The following is a 17031-nucleotide window of genomic DNA, read 5'->3' as shown; positions in this document are numbered from 1 at the left end:
ACTTGCACAGCCTGCAAGTTTTTAGACTATGAAGTGATCTTCCTGACCCGCGACGCCAGGCGGAGACCGGCGTGGGGTGCGGCCGGGACCCGGCCGCACCCCACGCCGTCGACTGGACCTACTCGCCGCGGGAGAACCCTCCCCTGGGCGCGATGAGTTCGAGGTTCGCTCCGTCGGGGTCGTTGAAGTACGCGACCTCGGTGCCGACGGCATCCGGCGGGTCCACCTCGCCGGCCGCGAACGTGTACGGCTGCCCGAGGAACTCGAAGCCGGCCTCGCGCATCCGGTCGAAGACCGAGCGCACGTCGTCGACCTGGAAACACAGGTGCATCGAGCCGGGCCGGTTGGCGGCCACCTCGGCGACGTCGCCGACCGGCTCCTGGAACTGGATCAGGTCGATGCCGAGGTTGTCGAGGTTGAAGGTGGCGTACCGCAGTTTCGTCGTCGGCAGGCCCTGCGACTGCGCGAACCCGGCGCCGTGCATGCTCTCGTCTCGTACCACCGGTTCCGCGCCGAGCAGGGCCTGATAGAACGCGACCGAGCGGTCGAGGTCACTCACCGCGATTCCGACGTGCGCGGCTGCCTTGAGGCCGATGGACACGGTCGAGGGGTGGGGGAAGGCCATCCTGACTCTCCTTACCAGCGTTCTTCGTCGCTTGTCTCGCTGCTGATCTTGACGTCGTACCCCACGCGCGATCAGTTCATGCGACGAAGCTGTCAGGCTCGTTCGACCCGCGCCTGCTGGTGGTCGGTCATCCGGAGCCCGACACCTCGAACGACGTCGATGGTGGCCCCGGTGCCGAGGTCGTGCAGCTTGCGACGCAGCCGCTTCACCAACGACTGCACGTCCGCCTTGCGTTCGCGCCCTTCATCGCCCCAGACCGACCGGTGCAACTCCGCGTAGCTCCAGACCCGGACCGGCTCGGAGATCAGGCAGGTCAGCAGGTCGTGTTCCAGTCGGGTGAGGTCGACCTCGCGGCCCCCGCAGCGCGCGCTGGACCGGGCTGAGTCGATCACCAGGGCGGCGGGCGCGGGCTCGGACGGGGTCGCGGCCACCTGCTGCGGTGCCGCGATCAGTCGGCGCAGCTCGTCGAGATCGGCCACCAGCAGCAGTGGCGCGATGCCGTCGAGGCGCTCCGCGAGCCGGATGCGCTCGGCCGGCGACGGGGTCACCGCGATCAGCAGCGGGAACGGCTCGTCGGCCGGAACACCACTGTCCACCGTTGCCTCGTCGTCCTCGGCCACCGCACCGCCCGGGATCGATGGGCATCCCTGCCCAGCTCGCGTCATGGTCCTGACAATGATTGGCAAGCGCGCCGCCTGCATGGCAACTCTTAGCGACAAGTTGCTTACGGCAAGTTCTTGATCGTCCGTTCTTCTCGATCATAGTGTCCACTCGGGCAACCGGCGTGACCCGCGCGGTGCATGGGGGGGCATGGAGGGTTCGATCGCTCGGTACGCCGAGACGAATCTCCCGCACTCTCACCATGGCCCATCTACACCCCTGGGTCGTTCTGAGGGAGGCAGCACCAATGTTCAGACGTCCACAATGGCGGCGCACAGCCAGATCACTGGTGAGCGCCGGGGCGGCGACGATCCTCGCCGCGACATGCTTGGCCACCATCAGCTCAGGCGCGCAGGCCGCGCCGGGCGGCGGGATGGGGGCGGGCGCCCCTGCGGGGGACAAGATCCGACCGGAGCTCGCCAAGCAGCTCCAGGCCAAGAGTGAAGGGGACTTCTGGATCCGGTTCAAGGACCGGGCGGACCTGAGCAAGGCCAGCGCCATCAAGGACTGGTCGAAGCGCGGCACGGCGGTCGCGGACGCTCTGCGCAAGACCGCCGCGGCGAGCCAGGGCAAGATCCGGGCCGACCTCGACAGCTCGGGCGCGAAGTACGAGACCTTCTGGGCCACCAACGCAATCAAGGTGAGCAGCGGCTCGCTGTCGATGGTGCAGAAGTTCGCCGGCTACTCCGAGGTCGAGGGCCTCTACGCCCCGGTTGCCTACAAGGTGCCCGAGACCACCAAGGGCACCGACGAGAAGACCGTGAACGCCCTCGAATGGGGTGTCGCCAACATCAACGCCGATGACGTCTGGTCCCAGTACGGCGTCAAGGGCGAGGGCATCACCATCGCGAACATCGACACCGGGGTCCAGTTCGACCACCCGGCGCTGGTGAACTCCTACCGCGGCAACAACGGCGACGGGACGTTCGACCACAACTACAACTGGTTCAACGCCGCCGGTACCTGCGCGGCCGCCCCCTGTGACAACGATGGCCACGGTACGCACACGATGGGCACCATGGCCGGCTCCGACGGCGCGAACCAGATCGGTGTCGCCCCCGGAGTCAAGTGGATCGCGGCGAACGGTTGCTGCCCCAGCGACGCCGCTCTGGTCGAGTCCGGTCAGTGGATGCTCGAGCCGCTGGACCTCAACGGCCAGAACGCGGACGCGAGCAAGCGACCGAACATCATCAACAACTCGTGGGGCACGCGCGACCCGTCGAACGAGCCCTTCATGGAGGACGTGACGCTGGCCTGGGCCGCGTCCGGGATCTTCGGAACCTGGTCCAACGGCAACAGCGGGCCGGCCTGTCAGACGAGTGGCTCGCCGGGCAGCCTCGCCAGCAACTACTCGACCGGCGCGTACGACATCAACAACAACGTCGCCGGTTTCTCCGCCCGAGGTCCGGGCCAGAACGGCGAGATCAAGCCCAACATCTCGGCGCCGGGCGTGAACATCCGGTCGAGCATTCCGGGCAGCTCCTACGGCAGCATCAGCGGCACCTCGATGGCCGCACCGCACCTCGCGGGCGCGATCGCACTGCTGTACTCGGCGGCTCCGTCGCTGGTCGGTGACATCGACGCGACCCGTGCGCTGCTCAACGGTGCCGCGGTCGACAAGGCCGACGCCCAGTGCGGCGGGACCCCGGCCGACAACAACGTCTACGGCGAAGGCCTGCTGGACGCCCTCGCACTGCTCAACGCCGCCCCGACCGGCGACGTCGGCACCCTGGCCGGCACGGTCACCGACGCGGCCACCGGTGCCGCGATCGCCGGCGCGACCCTGACGCTCACCGGCCCGACCGCGCGTGAGCTGACCACCGGTGCCGACGGCAAGTACTCGACCCAGCTCCCCACCGGTGACTACCAGGTCGCGGTGGCGGCGTTCGGTTACGGCAGCACCACGAAGCCGGCGACGGTCGCGAAGGCCGCGACCACCACGCTCAACGTCGCGTTGGCGCCGGTGCCGAGTGTCAACGTCACCGGAGCGGTCACCGATGGCTCCGGCCACGGCTGGCCGTTGTACGCGAAGGTGACCGTGACGGGCGTGTCCGGCGTCTACGACTACACCACGCCGACGAACGGCCGCTACAGCATCACGCTGCCGGCCGGGCAGACCTACACCCTGAAGTACGAGTCGCAGTACCCGGGCTACCAGACCGTCACCAAGCAGGTCGTGGTCGGCTCGGGCAACGCCACCGCCAACGTCGCCGTGCCGGTGGACACCAACAACTGCACCACCGCGCCCGGCTACACGTTCGGCTCCGACGGTGAGTACGAGACCTTCGACGGCACGACCACGCCGGCCGGCTGGACCGTCGTGGACAACGCGGGCAGTGGTCAGGTCTGGAAGTTCACCGACGACGGCAACCGGGGCAACCTGACCGGCGCCAGCGGCAACTTCGCGATGATCGACAGCGATGACTACGGGGCGGGCACCACCCAGGACACCTCCCTGGTCAGCCCGGTGGTCAACCTGACCAGCGTCGCGGCACCGGTCATCCGGTTCAACCAGGACTTCAACCAGCTGAGTGAAGACACCGCCGACGTCGACCTGAGCATCGACGGTGGTGCCACCTGGACCAACGTGCTCCGCCAGGAGACGGACGTCCGGGGCCCGAAGGTGACCGAGATCCCGATCCCGCAGGCGGCCGGTAAGGCGCAGGTGCAGGTCCGGTTCCACTACTACGACGCCTCGTACGAGTGGTGGTGGGAGGTCGACAGTGTCCTGATCGGCAGCCAGGTCACCTGCGTGCCGGTCGACGGCGGTCTGGTCGTCGGCAACGTCCGCGACAAGAACGACAACAGCTATGTCAACGGTGCGACGGTCACCAGCAAGGACCGGCCCGCCGAGAAGGCCGTCACCGTGGCGACCCCCGACGACGCGGCACTGGCCGACGGCTTCTACTGGATCTACTCGACGCTGACCGGCACGCACCCGTTCACCGCGACCGCCGGCAACTACGTCAGCCAGACCAAGCAGGTCGACGTCGAGGCCGACTGGGCGACCGCCGCGAACTTCCAGCTCGCGGCCGGTCAACTGTCGGTGACGCCGACGCAGTTGAGCGCGAACCTGCAGATGCCCAACGGCAAGGCCAGCAAGAAGTTCACGGTGACCAACACCGGCGGCGCGCCGGTCGAGGTCAAGTTCGGTGAGCGTGACAACGGGTTCGAACTTCTCCGGGCCGATGGTTCCAAGGTCACCCGGCAGCAGGTGCTCGGGGCCAGCGGCGCGCCGGAGCAGCGGCTCACCGTCCCGACGTCGTTCGCCGCCAAGGCGTCCGGCAAGGCAGCCAAGGCCGCGACCGCCGCGGTCGGCCCGCAGGCGGCGCCGTGGACGAACATCGCCAACTACCCGTCCACCGTCATGGACAACCGGGTGGTGAACCTGGACGGCAAGGTGTATTCGCTCGGTGGTGGCGACGGTACCGCCTCCAGCACCAAGAACTACGCCTACGACCCGTCCGCGCAGACCTGGACGGCGATCGCCGACCTTCCCGGTGCCCGCAACGCCCTGACGGTGGGCGTCGTGGACGGGAAGATCATCGCCACCGGTGGCTGGGGCGATGCAGGCCCGGACTCCGCCACCTGGTCGTACGACCCGGGGGCCAACACCTGGACCGAGCGGGCGGACAACCCGACACCGCGGGCCGCGGCCGGTCAGGCCGTCGTCGACGGCAAGCTGTACGCGGTCGGTGGGTGTACGACTGCGGCCTGTACGCCGATGTCGAACAGTGTCGTCCGGTACGACCCGGCCAGTAACACCTGGGAGACGATGGCGAACTACCCGAAGTCGGTGGCCTTCGCCTCCTGTGGCGGGATCGACGGCATGGTCTACTGCACCGGCGGCAACGACGGTGCCGCCTCGCAGAAGTCCAGCTACGCCTTCGACCCGGGTGCCAACACGTGGACCGCCATCGCCGACGCGCCGGCCGACAACTGGGCCAGCTCGTACGCTGTCGCCAGCGGCAAGCTCCTCGTCGTCGGTGGTTCGCAGGGTGGGGCCATCAGCAACGCCGGCTTCGCCTTCGACCCGGCCACCGGTTCGTGGTCCAACCTGCCGAACGCCAACACGGCGCGTTACCGCGGCGGGGCGGCGTGCGGCTTCTACAAGATCGGCGGATCGTCCGGCAGCTTCACCGCGGCGCCGGAGAGCGAGGTGCTCCCGGGCTTCGAGGGTTGCGCCGAGTCGGCGGCCGACGTCAGCTGGATGACCATCGACAAGTCGGCGGTCACCCTCGCACCGGGTGAGAAGGTCACGGTCACCGTCGGAATGACGGCGAACGTGGACCAGCCGGGCACCTACTCCGGCTCGGTCGGAATCTCGGAGAACACGCCGTACTCGGTGGCGCCGGTCGCCGTGACCATGACCGCGAACCCTCCGAAGACCTGGGGCAAGCTCATGGGTACGGTCACCGGCACCAGCTGCCAGGGTGCGACCTCGCCGCTCACCGGCGCGGTCGTCCAGGTTGACTCGTGGGCGTCGTCGTGGACCTTCGCGACCGACGCCGAGGGTGAGTACGCCTACTGGATGGACCGCCGCAACAACCCGCTCACGATGATCGTCGCCAAGGACGGCTGGAAGCCTCAGACCCGTCAGACGAAGATCAACGCCACCACTCCTACGGTGGAGAACTTCGGGTTGGCGCCAATCCGGTGCTAACGCCTGAGCGGTAGCGAAGAAGTCCGGCCCGCCTGGTCAGAGACCAGGCGGGCCGGATCGTTTCCCGGTGGATCAGATGGGGGCGAGCCGGAAACCCACTCCGCGTACCGAGTGGATCGTCGCCGCCGCGTTCAGGCTGGCGAGCTTGCCGCGCACCCGGCGGATCACCGAGTGCATGTCGGAGCCGCGGCCGAGGTGCCGGTTGCCCCAGACCTCAAGGTGCAGGCGCTCGTAGGTCCAGATCTGCCCGGGCGCGTGTACCAGGCAGAGCAGGACGTCGTGTTCCAACCGGGTCAGGTCGATCTCCTGGTCGCGCCACCGCAGCACCCGACGGTCGGAATCGACGGCCAGGTCGGGTGGCGGCGGCTGTGGGCTCGGCGTCGCCTCGACGACCATGGCTCTGGTCGGGGGAGTCGCGGCAGGAGGCGTCTCGACCACGCCGAGGAACTCTCGTGCCTGGTCGACGTTCGAGACGATCAGGAAGGCGTCGCTCCCGCCGAGCAATCGGGCCAGATGTCGGCGTTCGGCCGGTGACGACGCGATGCCGATAACCACGCTGGCGACTGGAATTCCCTGCATTCCCCAACCCCTTCCGGTTCCCCAACTCACTCCGGACGGATTTCTCGCACCGTCGACCGAAACATCGATCGGCGTCCTGACCCTAGTGGCGGCGGATCTCGGCTGGGTAAAACATCGTTGCATGTGAGCACATGAATCTATTCACGCCGCAGGCACTCCCGTCGGCGTCCGACTTTCCGGAAGCAGTTGTGACACAACCAAGACAATCCGCGCACGACGTACGGACCTGTCGGGGCGAGCATGGTCACCATGTCCATCGGATCGTCGTACCCTGTCGGGCGGTCGACGCCCGGCCCGCAGCCGGCGCGACCGCTGCCACGCCGCGCGGCGGCGCCTCTGGGTCTTCGGCTGCTCGCGGCGTCCCTGTGCTGTCTGCTCGCCCTGACTCTGACCGCCGTTGTCTTCGTGCGGACCTACCCCGGTCAGTGGCTCGACGGCGCCCTCCTGCCGCGCGCCGAGCGGGGCGGCGGATACGAGCAGCAGACCGTCCTGGTGGGCCCGGCCAAGACCGTGCTGGGCGCCTTCGGCAGCCCGACGCTCCTCGCCGCCCTGCTCGGCGCGGTGCTGTTGGTGGGTGTGCTGCGCCGACGGCTGGTGGCGGGTGTCGTCGGTGTCGGCATGGTCCTCTGCGCGGTGATGCTGGCCGGCGCGGTGAAGTCGGGGCTGCCCCGCCCGGATCTCCAGATCGAGAGTTCGACCACCCACAACAGTTTCCCCAGCGGCCACGTCGCGGCGGCGACGGCGCTGCTGTTGGCGTTCATGCTCGTCCTGCCCGGATGGGCCCGGCGTTGGCTGGCGGTGCCGGGCGCGGCGGGTGTCACGGTGATCGCCTCGGCCACGATGATCGCGGGCTGGCACCGGTTCAGTGACGCGCTCGGCGGCGTACTGCTGGGGGTGGCGTTGTTCTGCCTTGCCGCGGCCACGCTGGCGGGCTGGCGGGGTGACCAGGACACGGACGGCGGGTCGGAGGGCGGCAGCCTGTGGCGCGGGCTTGCCGAGGCGGCGGTCGGCCTGGTCGTGCTGGTCTGGGCACTCGTGGTGGTCGTGCCCGGCCTGGCCGCGTCGGTGCAGCGCGGGGCGCTGTTCGCCATCGCGGCGGCGGGCGCGGTGACGATGTTCCTGGTGGGATCGGTGGTGTTCCTGGTGCGCTCGACCGATTTCGGGGTCCGGCTTTCCGGGCGGCCCGGCTCGCGGCCACAGCCATCGACCGAGCCGCAAAAGATCTCGTGATGGGATACTTGACGACATGTCCCAGGTCCTGCTGATCGAAGACCACCAGACGGTGCGCGACGGACTGCAGTTGGCGCTCACCCGACAGGGCCACACGGTTCATGCGGTGGAGACCGGTGAGCAGGGGCTGGAGCGGCTGCGCAGCACCGCGTCCGACGTCGTGGTCCTCGACCTGATGCTGCCCGGGATGGACGGGTTCGAAGTGTGTCGTCGGATCCGGCAGCTCGGCGACCTGCCGATCATCATGCTCACCGCCCGCAACGACGACATGGACGTGGTGGCGGGTCTGGAGGCCGGTGCCGACGACTACGTGGTCAAGCCCGTGCAGGCCCGGGTGCTCGAGGCGCGCATCCGCGCGGTGCTCCGACGGACCGGTGGCGAGTCGCGGCGCACCGGTGGCGAGCGGGCCGGCCTGGAACGGCACGGCGCCCTGACCATCGACCGGGCCGCGCTGGTGGTCAGCCTGGACGGGACGCCGGTCGGCCTCGCGCCGACGGAGCTGCGCCTGCTGCTCGAGCTCTCGCACACGCCCGGGCAGGTGCTCAGCCGCCAGCAACTGCTGGAGGCCGTGTGGGAGCACGGTTATCTCGGCGACTCGCGGCTCGTGGACGCGTGCGTCCAGCGGCTGCGCGCCAAGATCGAGGCCGACTCGTCGGCGCCGCTCTTCATCCAGACCGTGCGCGGTTTCGGATACCGGTTCGGGCCGCTGTGACACGGTGGCGCTGGGCCGGCGCCCGAATCCTGGGTCTGCGGGTCCGGCTGATCCTGACCTTCGCGTTGCTCGGCGTGACGACCACGGCGGCCGTGGCCAGCGGCAGCTACTTCCAGGCCCGAACCGTCATCCTTCAGCAGGCGCAGGACGCCGCGGTGATGTCGCTGACCGACCAACTCACCAAGGTCTACCCGATCGCCCATCTCCCGCCGACCCAGGACGAACTCAACCTGCTGGCCCAGCGACTCTCCGACCGGGAGGGCTCCGCGGTGGTCGTCTACCGGGACATGCGGTCGCAGGGCAGTACCGGGCCGGACCCCGACCCGCTCACCCCCGAGCTGCGGCAGGAGGTCGGCGACGGCCTGATCGCCTGGCAACGTGTCTCATTCGACGGGCAACCCATGCTGCTCATCGGCACCCAGCTGGAGCTCGACCGGCCCGGCGGCATTTCCCGATCGTCCGGGCTGGAGGTCTACTCGGTGCGCAGCCTCGTGCCCGAGCAGCAGAGCATCGACCGGCTCGCCACCCGGGCATGGCTGACCGGCGGCCTGTCGCTGATCCTCGCCGTCCTGCTGGCCCTGCTGGCGGCCCGTGGTGTGCTGCGACCCGTCCGCGACCTGGGCCGGGCGGCACGCCGTCTCGGCGAGGGTGACCTGAGCACCCGGCTGACCGTCCGGGGCGCCGACGAGTTGGCCGATGTAGCGCGGACCTTCAACGACACCGCGGGGACGCTGGAGCGGCAGGTCGGTGAGCTGCGGCGGATGGAGTCCGACGCCCGCCGCTTCGTGGCCGACGTCTCGCACGAACTCCGTACGCCACTGGCGGCGATGACGGCGGTCACCGACGTGCTCGACGAGGAGGCGGACCACCTGCCCGGGGACGCGGGCCGGGCCGCACGCCTGGTCAGCCAGGAGACGCAGAACCTCACCCAGTTGGTCAACGACCTCATCGAGGTCAGCAGGTTCGACTCCGGCACCGCGCGGCTCGCCCTGGACGACGTGGACGTGGCCGCGGCGGTGACCGCGACGCTGCGGATCCGGGGGTGGGTCGACCGGGTACGGGCGGAGTTGCCCCCCGGAATCGTGGCGCGGCTCGATCCCCGTCGGTTGGACGTCATCGTCGCCAACCTGGTCGGCAACGCCTTCCGGCACGGTGCCGAGCCGGTGTCCCTGCGCCTGAGCGCCGACCCGGACTGGGTCACCATCGAGGTGAGCGACCAGGGGCCGGGACTGGACCCGGAGGTTCTGCCGCACGTCTTCGACCGCTTCTACAAGGCCGACACCGCGCGAACCCGGTCCGAGGGCAGCGGCCTCGGCCTCGCCATCTCCTGGGAGAACGCGCGCCTGCACCGCCACGGCGAGCGTCACGGGAGCCTCGTCGCGGGTAACGGCCCCGGTGGCGGCGCGGTGTTCACGCTCCGCCTGCCCCGGGACCTGGCGGACGCCGGAGGTGCCCGGTGACCGGCCGGCGGACGGGCCGCGCGCTGCTCGCCGGTGCGCTGCTCCTCACGCTGCTCGCGGCGGGTTGTGGGGTACGGCCCAGCCGCGTCATCACCGGTCGCTCCGCGGTCAGCGGCCCGTCGGTGGGCACCGGGCTCTACCTGCTGGCGCAGGGCGAACTCGTGCTGGTCCTCCGCCCGGCCAAGGCGGACGCTTCGCCCGCCAACGCCGTCGCACTGCTCGCGGCCGGCCCGGACGACAACGAACGCGGCCAGGGTCTCACCACCGAGGTGCCGGTCGAGCTCGGCCCGGTCAAGGTGGGGGCGGGCGCCGACCGTTCCGCCGGCCTCATCGCGCTGACGACAGGCGCGGCCCAGCCGTTGTCGGCGAACGCGGCTGACCAGATCATCTGCACGGTGGCCGACGCCGCGGCCCAGGTTGGCCTGGCGGACGACTTCGCCCCGGTCACCATCGTCGGGCCCGACGGCGCCCGACCGCCTCGGCCATGCCCGATCAAGTGACCGGGCGGCGACCACCGCCTCAGACCAGGTTGACCGCTCGTGCCTGCCGGGGCAACCCGCTGTAGCGGGCCTGGTCCTGGTCCGCCAGCGCGCCGGCGATCAGGATGTCGATCAGGGTGGCGAACCCGAGGCCGGCCGTCTGCCAGATCTGGGGGAACTGCGAGGCGGCGGTGAACCCGGGGAAGGTGTTGACCTCGTTCACGATGGGCTCGGGCGACCCCTCCGCGGGCAGGAAGAAGTCGACCCGGAGCAGTCCACGGCAGTCCAGGGCGTGGAAGGCGCGGATCGCGCGGTCCTGCAGCACCTCGGTGGTCGCCGCGTCGAGCGGGGCGGGGATCTGGAAGACCGCCCCGCCGTCGTACTTCGCGTCGTAGTCGAAGAAGCCGGCACCGGTCACCCGGATCTCCAGCGGCGGGCCCGCCTGCACCCGGCCGTCCGGGTGCTGGAGGACGGCCACGTCGATCTCGCGCCCTCGCGCCCCCTGTTCGACAAGCACCTTCGGGTCGACCTGGCGGGCCTGCTCCAGCGCGGCGGGAACTCCCTCCCAGTCGTTCACCTTGACGACACCCAGGCTGGAACCGGCCCGAGCCGGCTTGACGAAGACCGGCAGCTCCAGCCGTCGCCGATCCTCGGGCGACAGCTCCTCGCCGGCCCGCAGCGTCACCCCCGGGCTGACCCGCAGGCCCTCCGCGGCGAGCAGCCGCTTGGTGACGCCCTTGTCCATGCCGGCGGCGCTGGCGAAGACGCCGTTGCCGACGTACGGCACGCCGAGCCACTCCAGCAGTGACGCCACGGTGCCGTCCTCGCCGTAGGGGCCGTGCAGGGCCGGGAACACCACATCCTGGGTACGCAGGACACGCAACGCCTGGGGGAGGGGCATCGGCTTGCCGTCGACATGCCACCCGCCGTCACGGTCGATGAGCACCTCGGTGACCTGGTACCGCTCACGGTCCAGGTTGGCGAGGATGCTCGCCGCCGAGCGGCAGGACACCTCGTGCTCGCCGCTCTGCCCGCCGTACAGCACTGCCAGTCGGGTAGTCATGAAATCCGTGCCCTTTCGTGGAGGTGGTCGCGGGCCACCCGGGGCCCGATGCCGGTCAAGATCTCGTGCGGGTTGGTGCCCGCCCAGCGGGCCCACTCGACGACCGTGGGTGGGGTCTGGTCGCCCTCGGCGGGGCCGAACACCACGACCGGGTCACCGATCGTCACGGGAAGGTCCCCGGCGTCGACCACGCACTGGTCCATGGCGATGCGCCCGACGATCGGGCACCGCCGGCCGCCGAGCCACACCTCGGCGCGGCCACCGGTGACGCGGGGCAGCCCGTCGGCGTAGCCGAGCGGCAGCAGCGCCAGCGTGGTCGGCGCGCCGGTCACATGTTCGGGACCGTAGGAGACACCGGTGCCGGCGGGCACCCGCTTGACGTTGACCACGCTCGTGCGCAGGGTCATCGCGGCCTGCAGCCCGAACTCACCCGGACCGCTCGCGCCGAACGGGTCCACGCCGTACAGCGCGATCCCGATCCGGCAGAGGTCGAAGCGGGTCCGCGGTGCGGACAGCGCGGCCGCCGAGTTGGCCAGGTGCACCAGCTCCGGGTCGAGGCCGGCCGAGCGCGCGACCCGCAGCGCCTCCTCGAAGGTCGCCACCTGCCGGTCCAACTCGGGGGTGCCCGGCATGTCCGCGTCGACGAGGTGGGACCACACCCCGCGCACCCGGATCCCGCCCTCCTGCTCGTACTTGCGGGCCCAACCGACCAACTCGGGCCAGTCGTCCCCGGCAGCCCCGTTGCGGGACAACCCGGTGTCCGCCTTGAGCTGCACCATCGCTGGCACGCCGAGCAGGTGGACCGCGTCGACGACGGAGTGCAGGTGCGTCGTCGTCGACACGCCGACGTCGACGCCAGCGTTGATCAACTTACCGAAGTCCTCGCTCGGCCGGTGCAGCCAGCTCAACGTGGGCGCGGTCACACCGGCGTCGCGCAGGGCCAACGCCTCTGCCGCCGAGGTCACCCCCAACCAGCTCGCGCCGGCGCGCAGCGCGGCACGGGCCACCTGCACCGCGCCGTGGCCGAACCCGTCCGCCTTCACCACGGCCATCAGGTCGGTGCCGGTGATCGCCGTGATCGCCCGCACGTTGTTGGCGATCGCGTCAAGGTCGACCATCGCCTCGGCCAGGGCGCTCATCCGGTCGCCTCCACCCGGCGGGAGCCGGGAAGCGCGAACAGCCAGCGTGCGCGCGCCGCCAACAACCCGCGGTGGATGCCCAGGCTCAGGCCGATCACCAGCCCGGTCAGCAGAACCGGATAACCGAGCACGATCAGACCCTGAGCGGGCCGGCTCAGCCCGGAAACCGGTACGAGCAACAGCCGGTGCAGCAGAGCCAGGACCGGCATGTGGATGACGTAGATCGGCAGTGTGATGCGGCCGAGCCTAGCCAGCGGATTGCTGAGGACAGGCCACCGGGCCAGCCGGGCAGCGGCGGTTATGCCGAAGATCACTGCCACGACGGAGACCGCCGGCCACACGCCGAACCACTGCTGGGCGCCGGCCACCGCCATCGCGGCGAGCGCGAGAAGGTAGGCGCCCGAGGTCAACACCAGGCGGCGTCGGCTGGCGGTGGCCGCCCACCGATGGATCTGCGGCCGCAGGTACAGACCGGCGAGGAAGAAGATCAGATTCTGGTAGAGGCCGGCGCGGTTGCCCGGGGTGTCGAGCAGGCCGGCCGCGGCGACGGCGGACAGCACCGCGGCGGGTACGAGCACCAGCGCCCGGGGCACCCGACGGGTCGCCTTGGCGATGATGAAGTACAGCGCCAGGGCGTACAGGTACCAGAGGTTGGACGGCGTGATGGTGAGCTGCTCCAACAGGCCGAGAGTCGAGGTGGCGCGGTCGGTCGGCAGCTCCGGAGCGGCGGCGAGGATCGCGGTGTGGATCAGCAGCCAGACGGCGTACAGGTAGAGGAACCCGGCGACGCGGCTGCGGGTGACGACCCGCCAGGGCCGCTGGGCGGCGTTCGCCGCGAAGACGCCCGAGATGGTGAAGAACAGCGGCATCCGCAGCGGCAGGAACTGCTCACCCAGCGTTCCCCACAGGCCCGGCACCGGTACGCCGACGTGCCAGTCGAACTGCAGGTAGTCCTTCACGACGACGTGCCACAGGACGACGAGGATGATGCAGAAGCCCTTCGCGGCATCGGCCCATTCCGCGCGCCGGGACCGTTGCGCGGACGGCGTGGTCCCGGTCCGGTAGCGGTGACGAAACCGGACACGCGTCGCGTCAGGTTCGTTTTCGACGGGCCGGAACTCGGTGGAAGACAGCTCTTGGATCACTCAGCAGAAGCTGCCAGCCGGATATCCGCGCGTGATCCACGAATTGTCATGAACCGGTAATGGACGCGCCCAGCCCGGCTGGCAGGCCTTGCCGAGGAGCGCACCGCGGACCTCGCAGGCCACTAGGCTCGATCCGGAGGTGCCGAACATGAAGCTCGGGCTGCACTACTGGAGTTACTCGACCCCCGCCGATCCGACCACGATCGCGCCGACCCTGGCCGAGGCGGCGACCATCGCCGACCAGGCCGGCGTCGCCTCGTTCACGGTGATGGACCACTTCTTCCAGATGGAAGCGGTGGCCTCGGCCGAGGAACCGATGCTGGAGGCGTACACGACGCTGGGATACGTGGCGGCGAAGACTCAGCGGATGACGCTGGGTGTGCTGGTCACCGGCGTGATGTACCGGTACCCGGGGTTGCTCGCCAAGACCGTGTCGACCCTCGACGTGCTCTCCGGCGGGCGTGCCCGCCTCGGCATCGGCGCGTCCTGGTACGAGCGGGAGCAGCGCGGCCTCGGCGTACCGGTGGTCCCGATGGCCGAGCGGTTCGAGCGGCTGGAGGAGACGCTGCGCATCTGCCTGCAGATGTGGAGTGACGACAACGGGCCGTTCGACGGCCGGCACTACCAGCTCTCCGAGACGATCAACTCGCCGCAGCCGGTGAGCCGTCCGCGTCCGCCCATCATGATCGGCGGCGGCGGCGAGAAGAAGACCCTGCTGCTGGTAGCCCGGTACGCCGACGCCTGCAATCTCTTCGGCACCGACAAGGGCGCCGACGAGGTGGCACGCAAGCTGGACGTGCTGCGCGGGCACTGCGCCGCCGAGGGCCGCGACTACGACGCCATCGAGAAGACGGTGGTCGCCTCCCGGTCGCCACTGAACGACACCGACGGATTCCTCGCCGAGGTGTCCGACTACGCCGCGCTCGGCGTGACCGAGGTGCAGGTCACCCCGGATCGGCACCCGGTGGAGTTCGCGCAGCGGCTCGGCGACGAGGTGCTGCCCCGGTTGGCCGAGATCGGCTGATCCCTGCTGCGCCGGTGCGGGCGGCCACTGTGAACAAAGAGCGAACTCCGGATGGACTATCAGTCCCCGCAACGGCTCGGGCTCCGGAAAGAATGTGCCCGGAAGGGAATGACCTGGGTCACCTGGCGGCCCTGCTCTGCCCGTCGAAAATTGCGCGCCCGGTGGGCCAGGTAGCCTCTCCGGGTGCCGCAGATGTTACCGCTTCTTGTTACCGATCGGTATGAAGTCTTGGAGCTCCTCGGCCAAGGCGGAATGGGTCGAGTGTGGAAAGCCCGCGACCGAATGCTTCAGCGGGACGTCGCTATCAAGGAAATCGTCCCACCGCCCGGCCTCACCGATCAGGCGCGACAGGAATTGCGGATCCGGTCCCTTCGGGAGGCACGGGCGATCGCGCAGCTCGACCACGCCAATGTCGTCCGGGTCTTCGATGTGTTGTTGGGCGTCGACGGTGATCCGCAGATCGTCATGGAGTACGTGCCGTCCCGTTCGTTGCACGACACCATCACCACCGAAGGCCCCATCCCACCGGTGCGGGCAGCCGCCATCGGGCTGGCCGTGCTCGGCGCGCTCCGCGCCGCCCACCGCGCCGGGATCATGCACCGTGACGTCAAACCGGCCAACATCCTCGTCGGCACGGACGGCCGGATCGTGCTCACCGACTTCGGCCTGGCCACCGCAGTCGAGGACGTGAACCTCACCCTCACCGGTGTGGTGCTCGGTTCGCCCGCGTACGTCTCTCCGGAGCGGGCCATGCGCGGCACCGTGGGCCCGGAGGGGGACCTCTGGTCGCTTGGCGCGACGCTGTACGCCGCAGTCGAGGGTCAGTCGCCGTACGCCCGGCCGTCCAGCCTGATGAGCCTCACCGCGCTGGTCACCGAACCACCGCCGACGGCGCAGCGCGCGGGACCGCTCGCACCGGTGCTGGCCGGCCTGCTGCAGAAGGAGCCGGCCGAACGGATGGACGCCGAGACCGCCGAGCAGTTGCTCCGTGCGGCGCTCCACGGCACGTCGAAGTCCGTCGCGGTGACGCGGCGTCCGGTGCCCGCCGTGCCTCAGCCGGGGGCGGCGGAGACCGCGCCACACCCGGTCGGCGTGCACGACGTACCCCCGCCGTCGGCCGGAGCCACAGCGGACGGTGCCGGTCCGGGCCCGGCCCGCCGACGGCGAACCCTGCTCCTCGGCGGTGCCGCGGTCCTGGTCGCGCTCGGCCTGGCGATCGGGATTCCGCTGGCCAACCGCCGCCAGTCCGGTGTGACGGGCAGCGGGGCCGAGCTGGTGGACGCCACCGCCGCAGGTGTGCCGTCGACGCCGAGCGCCGCATCGACCGCCGGCGCGCTCCCGCCGATCTCGTGGTCGGTCTACCGGGACGACACCGGCTTCACGGTGCCGGCACCGCGCGACTGGCAGGTCGTCCGGCATGGCCAGCAGGTCGAGTTCCACGAGCCGGACGGCGAACGGATGCTCGTCGTCACTGCGACCGACTCCCCGCACAGCGATCCGGTGGCCGAGCTGAGCGGCCCCACGGTCAGCGAGCGGTACCGCGACTACCGTCGGGTCGACCTGCTCGCGGTCAACTATCAGCTCAAGGCCGCCGACCTGGAATGGGTCTTCCGCAGCGACGCGGGCACGGCGATGCATGCCCGCCAGCGCACCTTCACGACGGCGAAGCGGAAGGGCTACAGCATCGCCTGGTTGACGCCCGAGGCCGGCTGGCCGGCGGGAGCGGAGGCGTTCCGGAAGGTCACCGCGGGCTTCCGGGCGGCGTCGGCGGTGGGCGGAGCCACCCCGAGCGCCAAGCCCGATCCTCGCCTGTCGTCGACGCCGAGCGCGCCGCCCGCACGGTCCGGCTACCAGCTCGTCGGGGTGGCGAGCAACAGGTGCCTGGACATCTCAGCGCCGGACTCACCGGACCCGGTCCGGCTCCAGCTCTCCGACTGCCGGGACGACCGCGCCCGCAACCAGCTCTGGGCGATGCGACCGGACGGGAGCGTGCAGTTGGGCGGGCGCTGCCTGGACGTGCTCGGCGCGTCCAGCGAGGCCGGCGCGGCGATCCAACTGACCACCTGCAACACGACCCCGGCGCAGCAGTTCACCCTGAACGAGGGCCGCCAACTGGTCAACGCGCACAGCGGAATGTGCCTGGGCACGGTCGGGCAGAGCACCGCGAACGGGGCGTTGATCGAGCAGCGCAGTTGCAGCGCCAGCAGCCATCTGCAATGGACCAGGAAATAGCGGCATGACGAGCGACGAGG

Annotated in this window: 13 protein-coding genes; 7 read left to right on the top strand and 6 right to left on the bottom strand. The window is 70.2% G+C overall.

Annotated features, from left to right (window positions below; translation table 11 throughout):
* Positions 1-118 precede the first annotated feature (118 nt).
* Positions 119-625 carry a VOC family protein gene (locus tag HNR20_RS01575; RefSeq protein ID WP_184175763.1) on the bottom strand — a complete coding sequence of 169 codons (507 nt, stop codon included), beginning with the start codon at positions 623-625 and terminating at the stop codon, positions 119-121.
* Between the two features lie 92 nt (positions 626-717).
* A complete protein-coding gene (locus HNR20_RS01570; protein WP_184175761.1) occupies positions 718-1290 on the bottom strand; it encodes a winged helix-turn-helix domain-containing protein in 573 nt (190 codons plus the stop codon).
* 284 nt (positions 1291-1574) lie between these two features.
* On the opposite strand from HNR20_RS01570, the gene HNR20_RS01565 reads away from it, so the two are divergent.
* Positions 1575-5948, top strand: a complete 4374-nt coding sequence (locus tag HNR20_RS01565) for a S8 family serine peptidase (RefSeq protein ID WP_229687392.1) — start codon at positions 1575-1577, stop codon at positions 5946-5948.
* 72 nt (positions 5949-6020) lie between these two features.
* Here the strand turns inward: HNR20_RS01565 and HNR20_RS01560 are convergent, their stop codons facing one another.
* Positions 6021-6527 (bottom strand): winged helix-turn-helix domain-containing protein, encoded by a 507-nt coding sequence (locus tag HNR20_RS01560; RefSeq protein ID WP_184175757.1) that lies wholly within the window; start codon positions 6525-6527, stop codon positions 6021-6023.
* A gap of 249 nt (positions 6528-6776) precedes the next feature.
* Between HNR20_RS01560 and HNR20_RS01555 the strand changes: the two genes are divergently transcribed.
* The 4 genes from HNR20_RS01555 to HNR20_RS01540 are packed head-to-tail and all read left to right on the top strand — an operon-like array spanning position 6777 to position 10429.
* Positions 6777-7757, top strand: a complete 981-nt coding sequence (locus HNR20_RS01555) for a phosphatase PAP2 family protein (RefSeq protein WP_184175755.1) — start codon at positions 6777-6779, stop codon at positions 7755-7757.
* A gap of 16 nt (positions 7758-7773) precedes the next feature.
* Positions 7774-8469 (top strand): response regulator, encoded by a 696-nt coding sequence (locus tag HNR20_RS01550; RefSeq protein ID WP_184175753.1) that lies wholly within the window; start codon positions 7774-7776, stop codon positions 8467-8469.
* Positions 8466-9929, top strand: coding sequence for an ATP-binding protein (locus HNR20_RS01545; protein WP_184175751.1), 1464 nt, complete (start codon positions 8466-8468; stop codon positions 9927-9929). Before HNR20_RS01550 ends, HNR20_RS01545 begins: the two co-directional genes overlap by 4 nt.
* Entirely contained in the window at positions 9926-10429 is a 504-nt protein-coding gene (locus HNR20_RS01540; protein ID WP_184175749.1) for a hypothetical protein, read from the top strand. The genes HNR20_RS01545 and HNR20_RS01540 overlap by 4 nt, the downstream gene beginning before the upstream one ends.
* A gap of 19 nt (positions 10430-10448) precedes the next feature.
* Here the strand turns inward: HNR20_RS01540 and HNR20_RS01535 are convergent, their stop codons facing one another.
* From HNR20_RS01535 to HNR20_RS01525, 3 genes are read right to left on the bottom strand one after another with little or no spacing between them, the layout of a single operon-like run.
* Positions 10449-11471, bottom strand: a complete 1023-nt coding sequence (locus tag HNR20_RS01535) for a D-alanine--D-alanine ligase family protein (RefSeq protein ID WP_184175747.1) — start codon at positions 11469-11471, stop codon at positions 10449-10451.
* Entirely contained in the window at positions 11468-12610 is a 1143-nt protein-coding gene (alr, locus tag HNR20_RS01530) for an alanine racemase (protein WP_184175745.1), read from the bottom strand. The genes HNR20_RS01535 and alr overlap by 4 nt, the downstream gene beginning before the upstream one ends.
* Positions 12607-13755, bottom strand: a complete 1149-nt coding sequence (locus HNR20_RS01525) for an acyltransferase family protein (protein WP_184175743.1) — start codon at positions 13753-13755, stop codon at positions 12607-12609. The genes alr and HNR20_RS01525 overlap by 4 nt, the downstream gene beginning before the upstream one ends.
* A 148-nt stretch (positions 13756-13903) precedes the next feature.
* Here HNR20_RS01525 and HNR20_RS01520 point away from each other — a divergent pair, with 148 nt between their 5' ends.
* Positions 13904-14779: an LLM class F420-dependent oxidoreductase gene (locus HNR20_RS01520; protein WP_184175741.1), complete on the top strand. Its 876-nt coding sequence runs from the start codon at positions 13904-13906 to the stop codon at positions 14777-14779.
* Between the two features lie 192 nt (positions 14780-14971).
* A complete protein-coding gene (locus HNR20_RS01515) occupies positions 14972-17011 on the top strand; it encodes a serine/threonine protein kinase (RefSeq protein WP_260321959.1) in 2040 nt (679 codons plus the stop codon).
* Positions 17012-17031: the final 20 nt, after the last annotated feature.

This window comes from Micromonospora parathelypteridis (assembly GCF_014201145.1).
Classification (GTDB): Bacteria; Actinomycetota; Actinomycetes; order Mycobacteriales; family Micromonosporaceae; genus Micromonospora; species Micromonospora parathelypteridis.
Note: the sequence above shows the minus strand (reverse complement) of the source record. Positions and strands in the feature narration are given on the sequence as shown.

What these genes read in the sequence shown, in the direction of transcription:
- HNR20_RS01550 (WP_184175753.1), top strand. Translation starts at nt 7,774, where the DNA reads ATGTCCCAGGTCCTGCTGATCGAAGACCACCAGACGGTGCGCGACGGA.
- alr (WP_184175745.1), bottom strand. Translation starts at nt 12,610, where the DNA reads ATGAGCGCCCTGGCCGAGGCGATGGTCGACCTTGACGCGATCGCCAAC.
- HNR20_RS01575 (WP_184175763.1), bottom strand. Translation starts at nt 625, where the DNA reads ATGGCCTTCCCCCACCCCTCGACCGTGTCCATCGGCCTCAAGGCAGCC.
- HNR20_RS01555 (WP_184175755.1), top strand. Translation starts at nt 6,777, where the DNA reads ATGTCCATCGGATCGTCGTACCCTGTCGGGCGGTCGACGCCCGGCCCG.
- HNR20_RS01560 (WP_184175757.1), bottom strand. Translation starts at nt 6,527, where the DNA reads ATGCAGGGAATTCCAGTCGCCAGCGTGGTTATCGGCATCGCGTCGTCA.
- HNR20_RS01535 (WP_184175747.1), bottom strand. Translation starts at nt 11,471, where the DNA reads ATGACTACCCGACTGGCAGTGCTGTACGGCGGGCAGAGCGGCGAGCAC.
- HNR20_RS01520 (WP_184175741.1), top strand. Translation starts at nt 13,904, where the DNA reads ATGAAGCTCGGGCTGCACTACTGGAGTTACTCGACCCCCGCCGATCCG.
- HNR20_RS01515 (WP_260321959.1), top strand. Translation starts at nt 14,972, where the DNA reads ATGTTACCGCTTCTTGTTACCGATCGGTATGAAGTCTTGGAGCTCCTC.
- HNR20_RS01570 (WP_184175761.1), bottom strand. Translation starts at nt 1,290, where the DNA reads ATGACGCGAGCTGGGCAGGGATGCCCATCGATCCCGGGCGGTGCGGTG.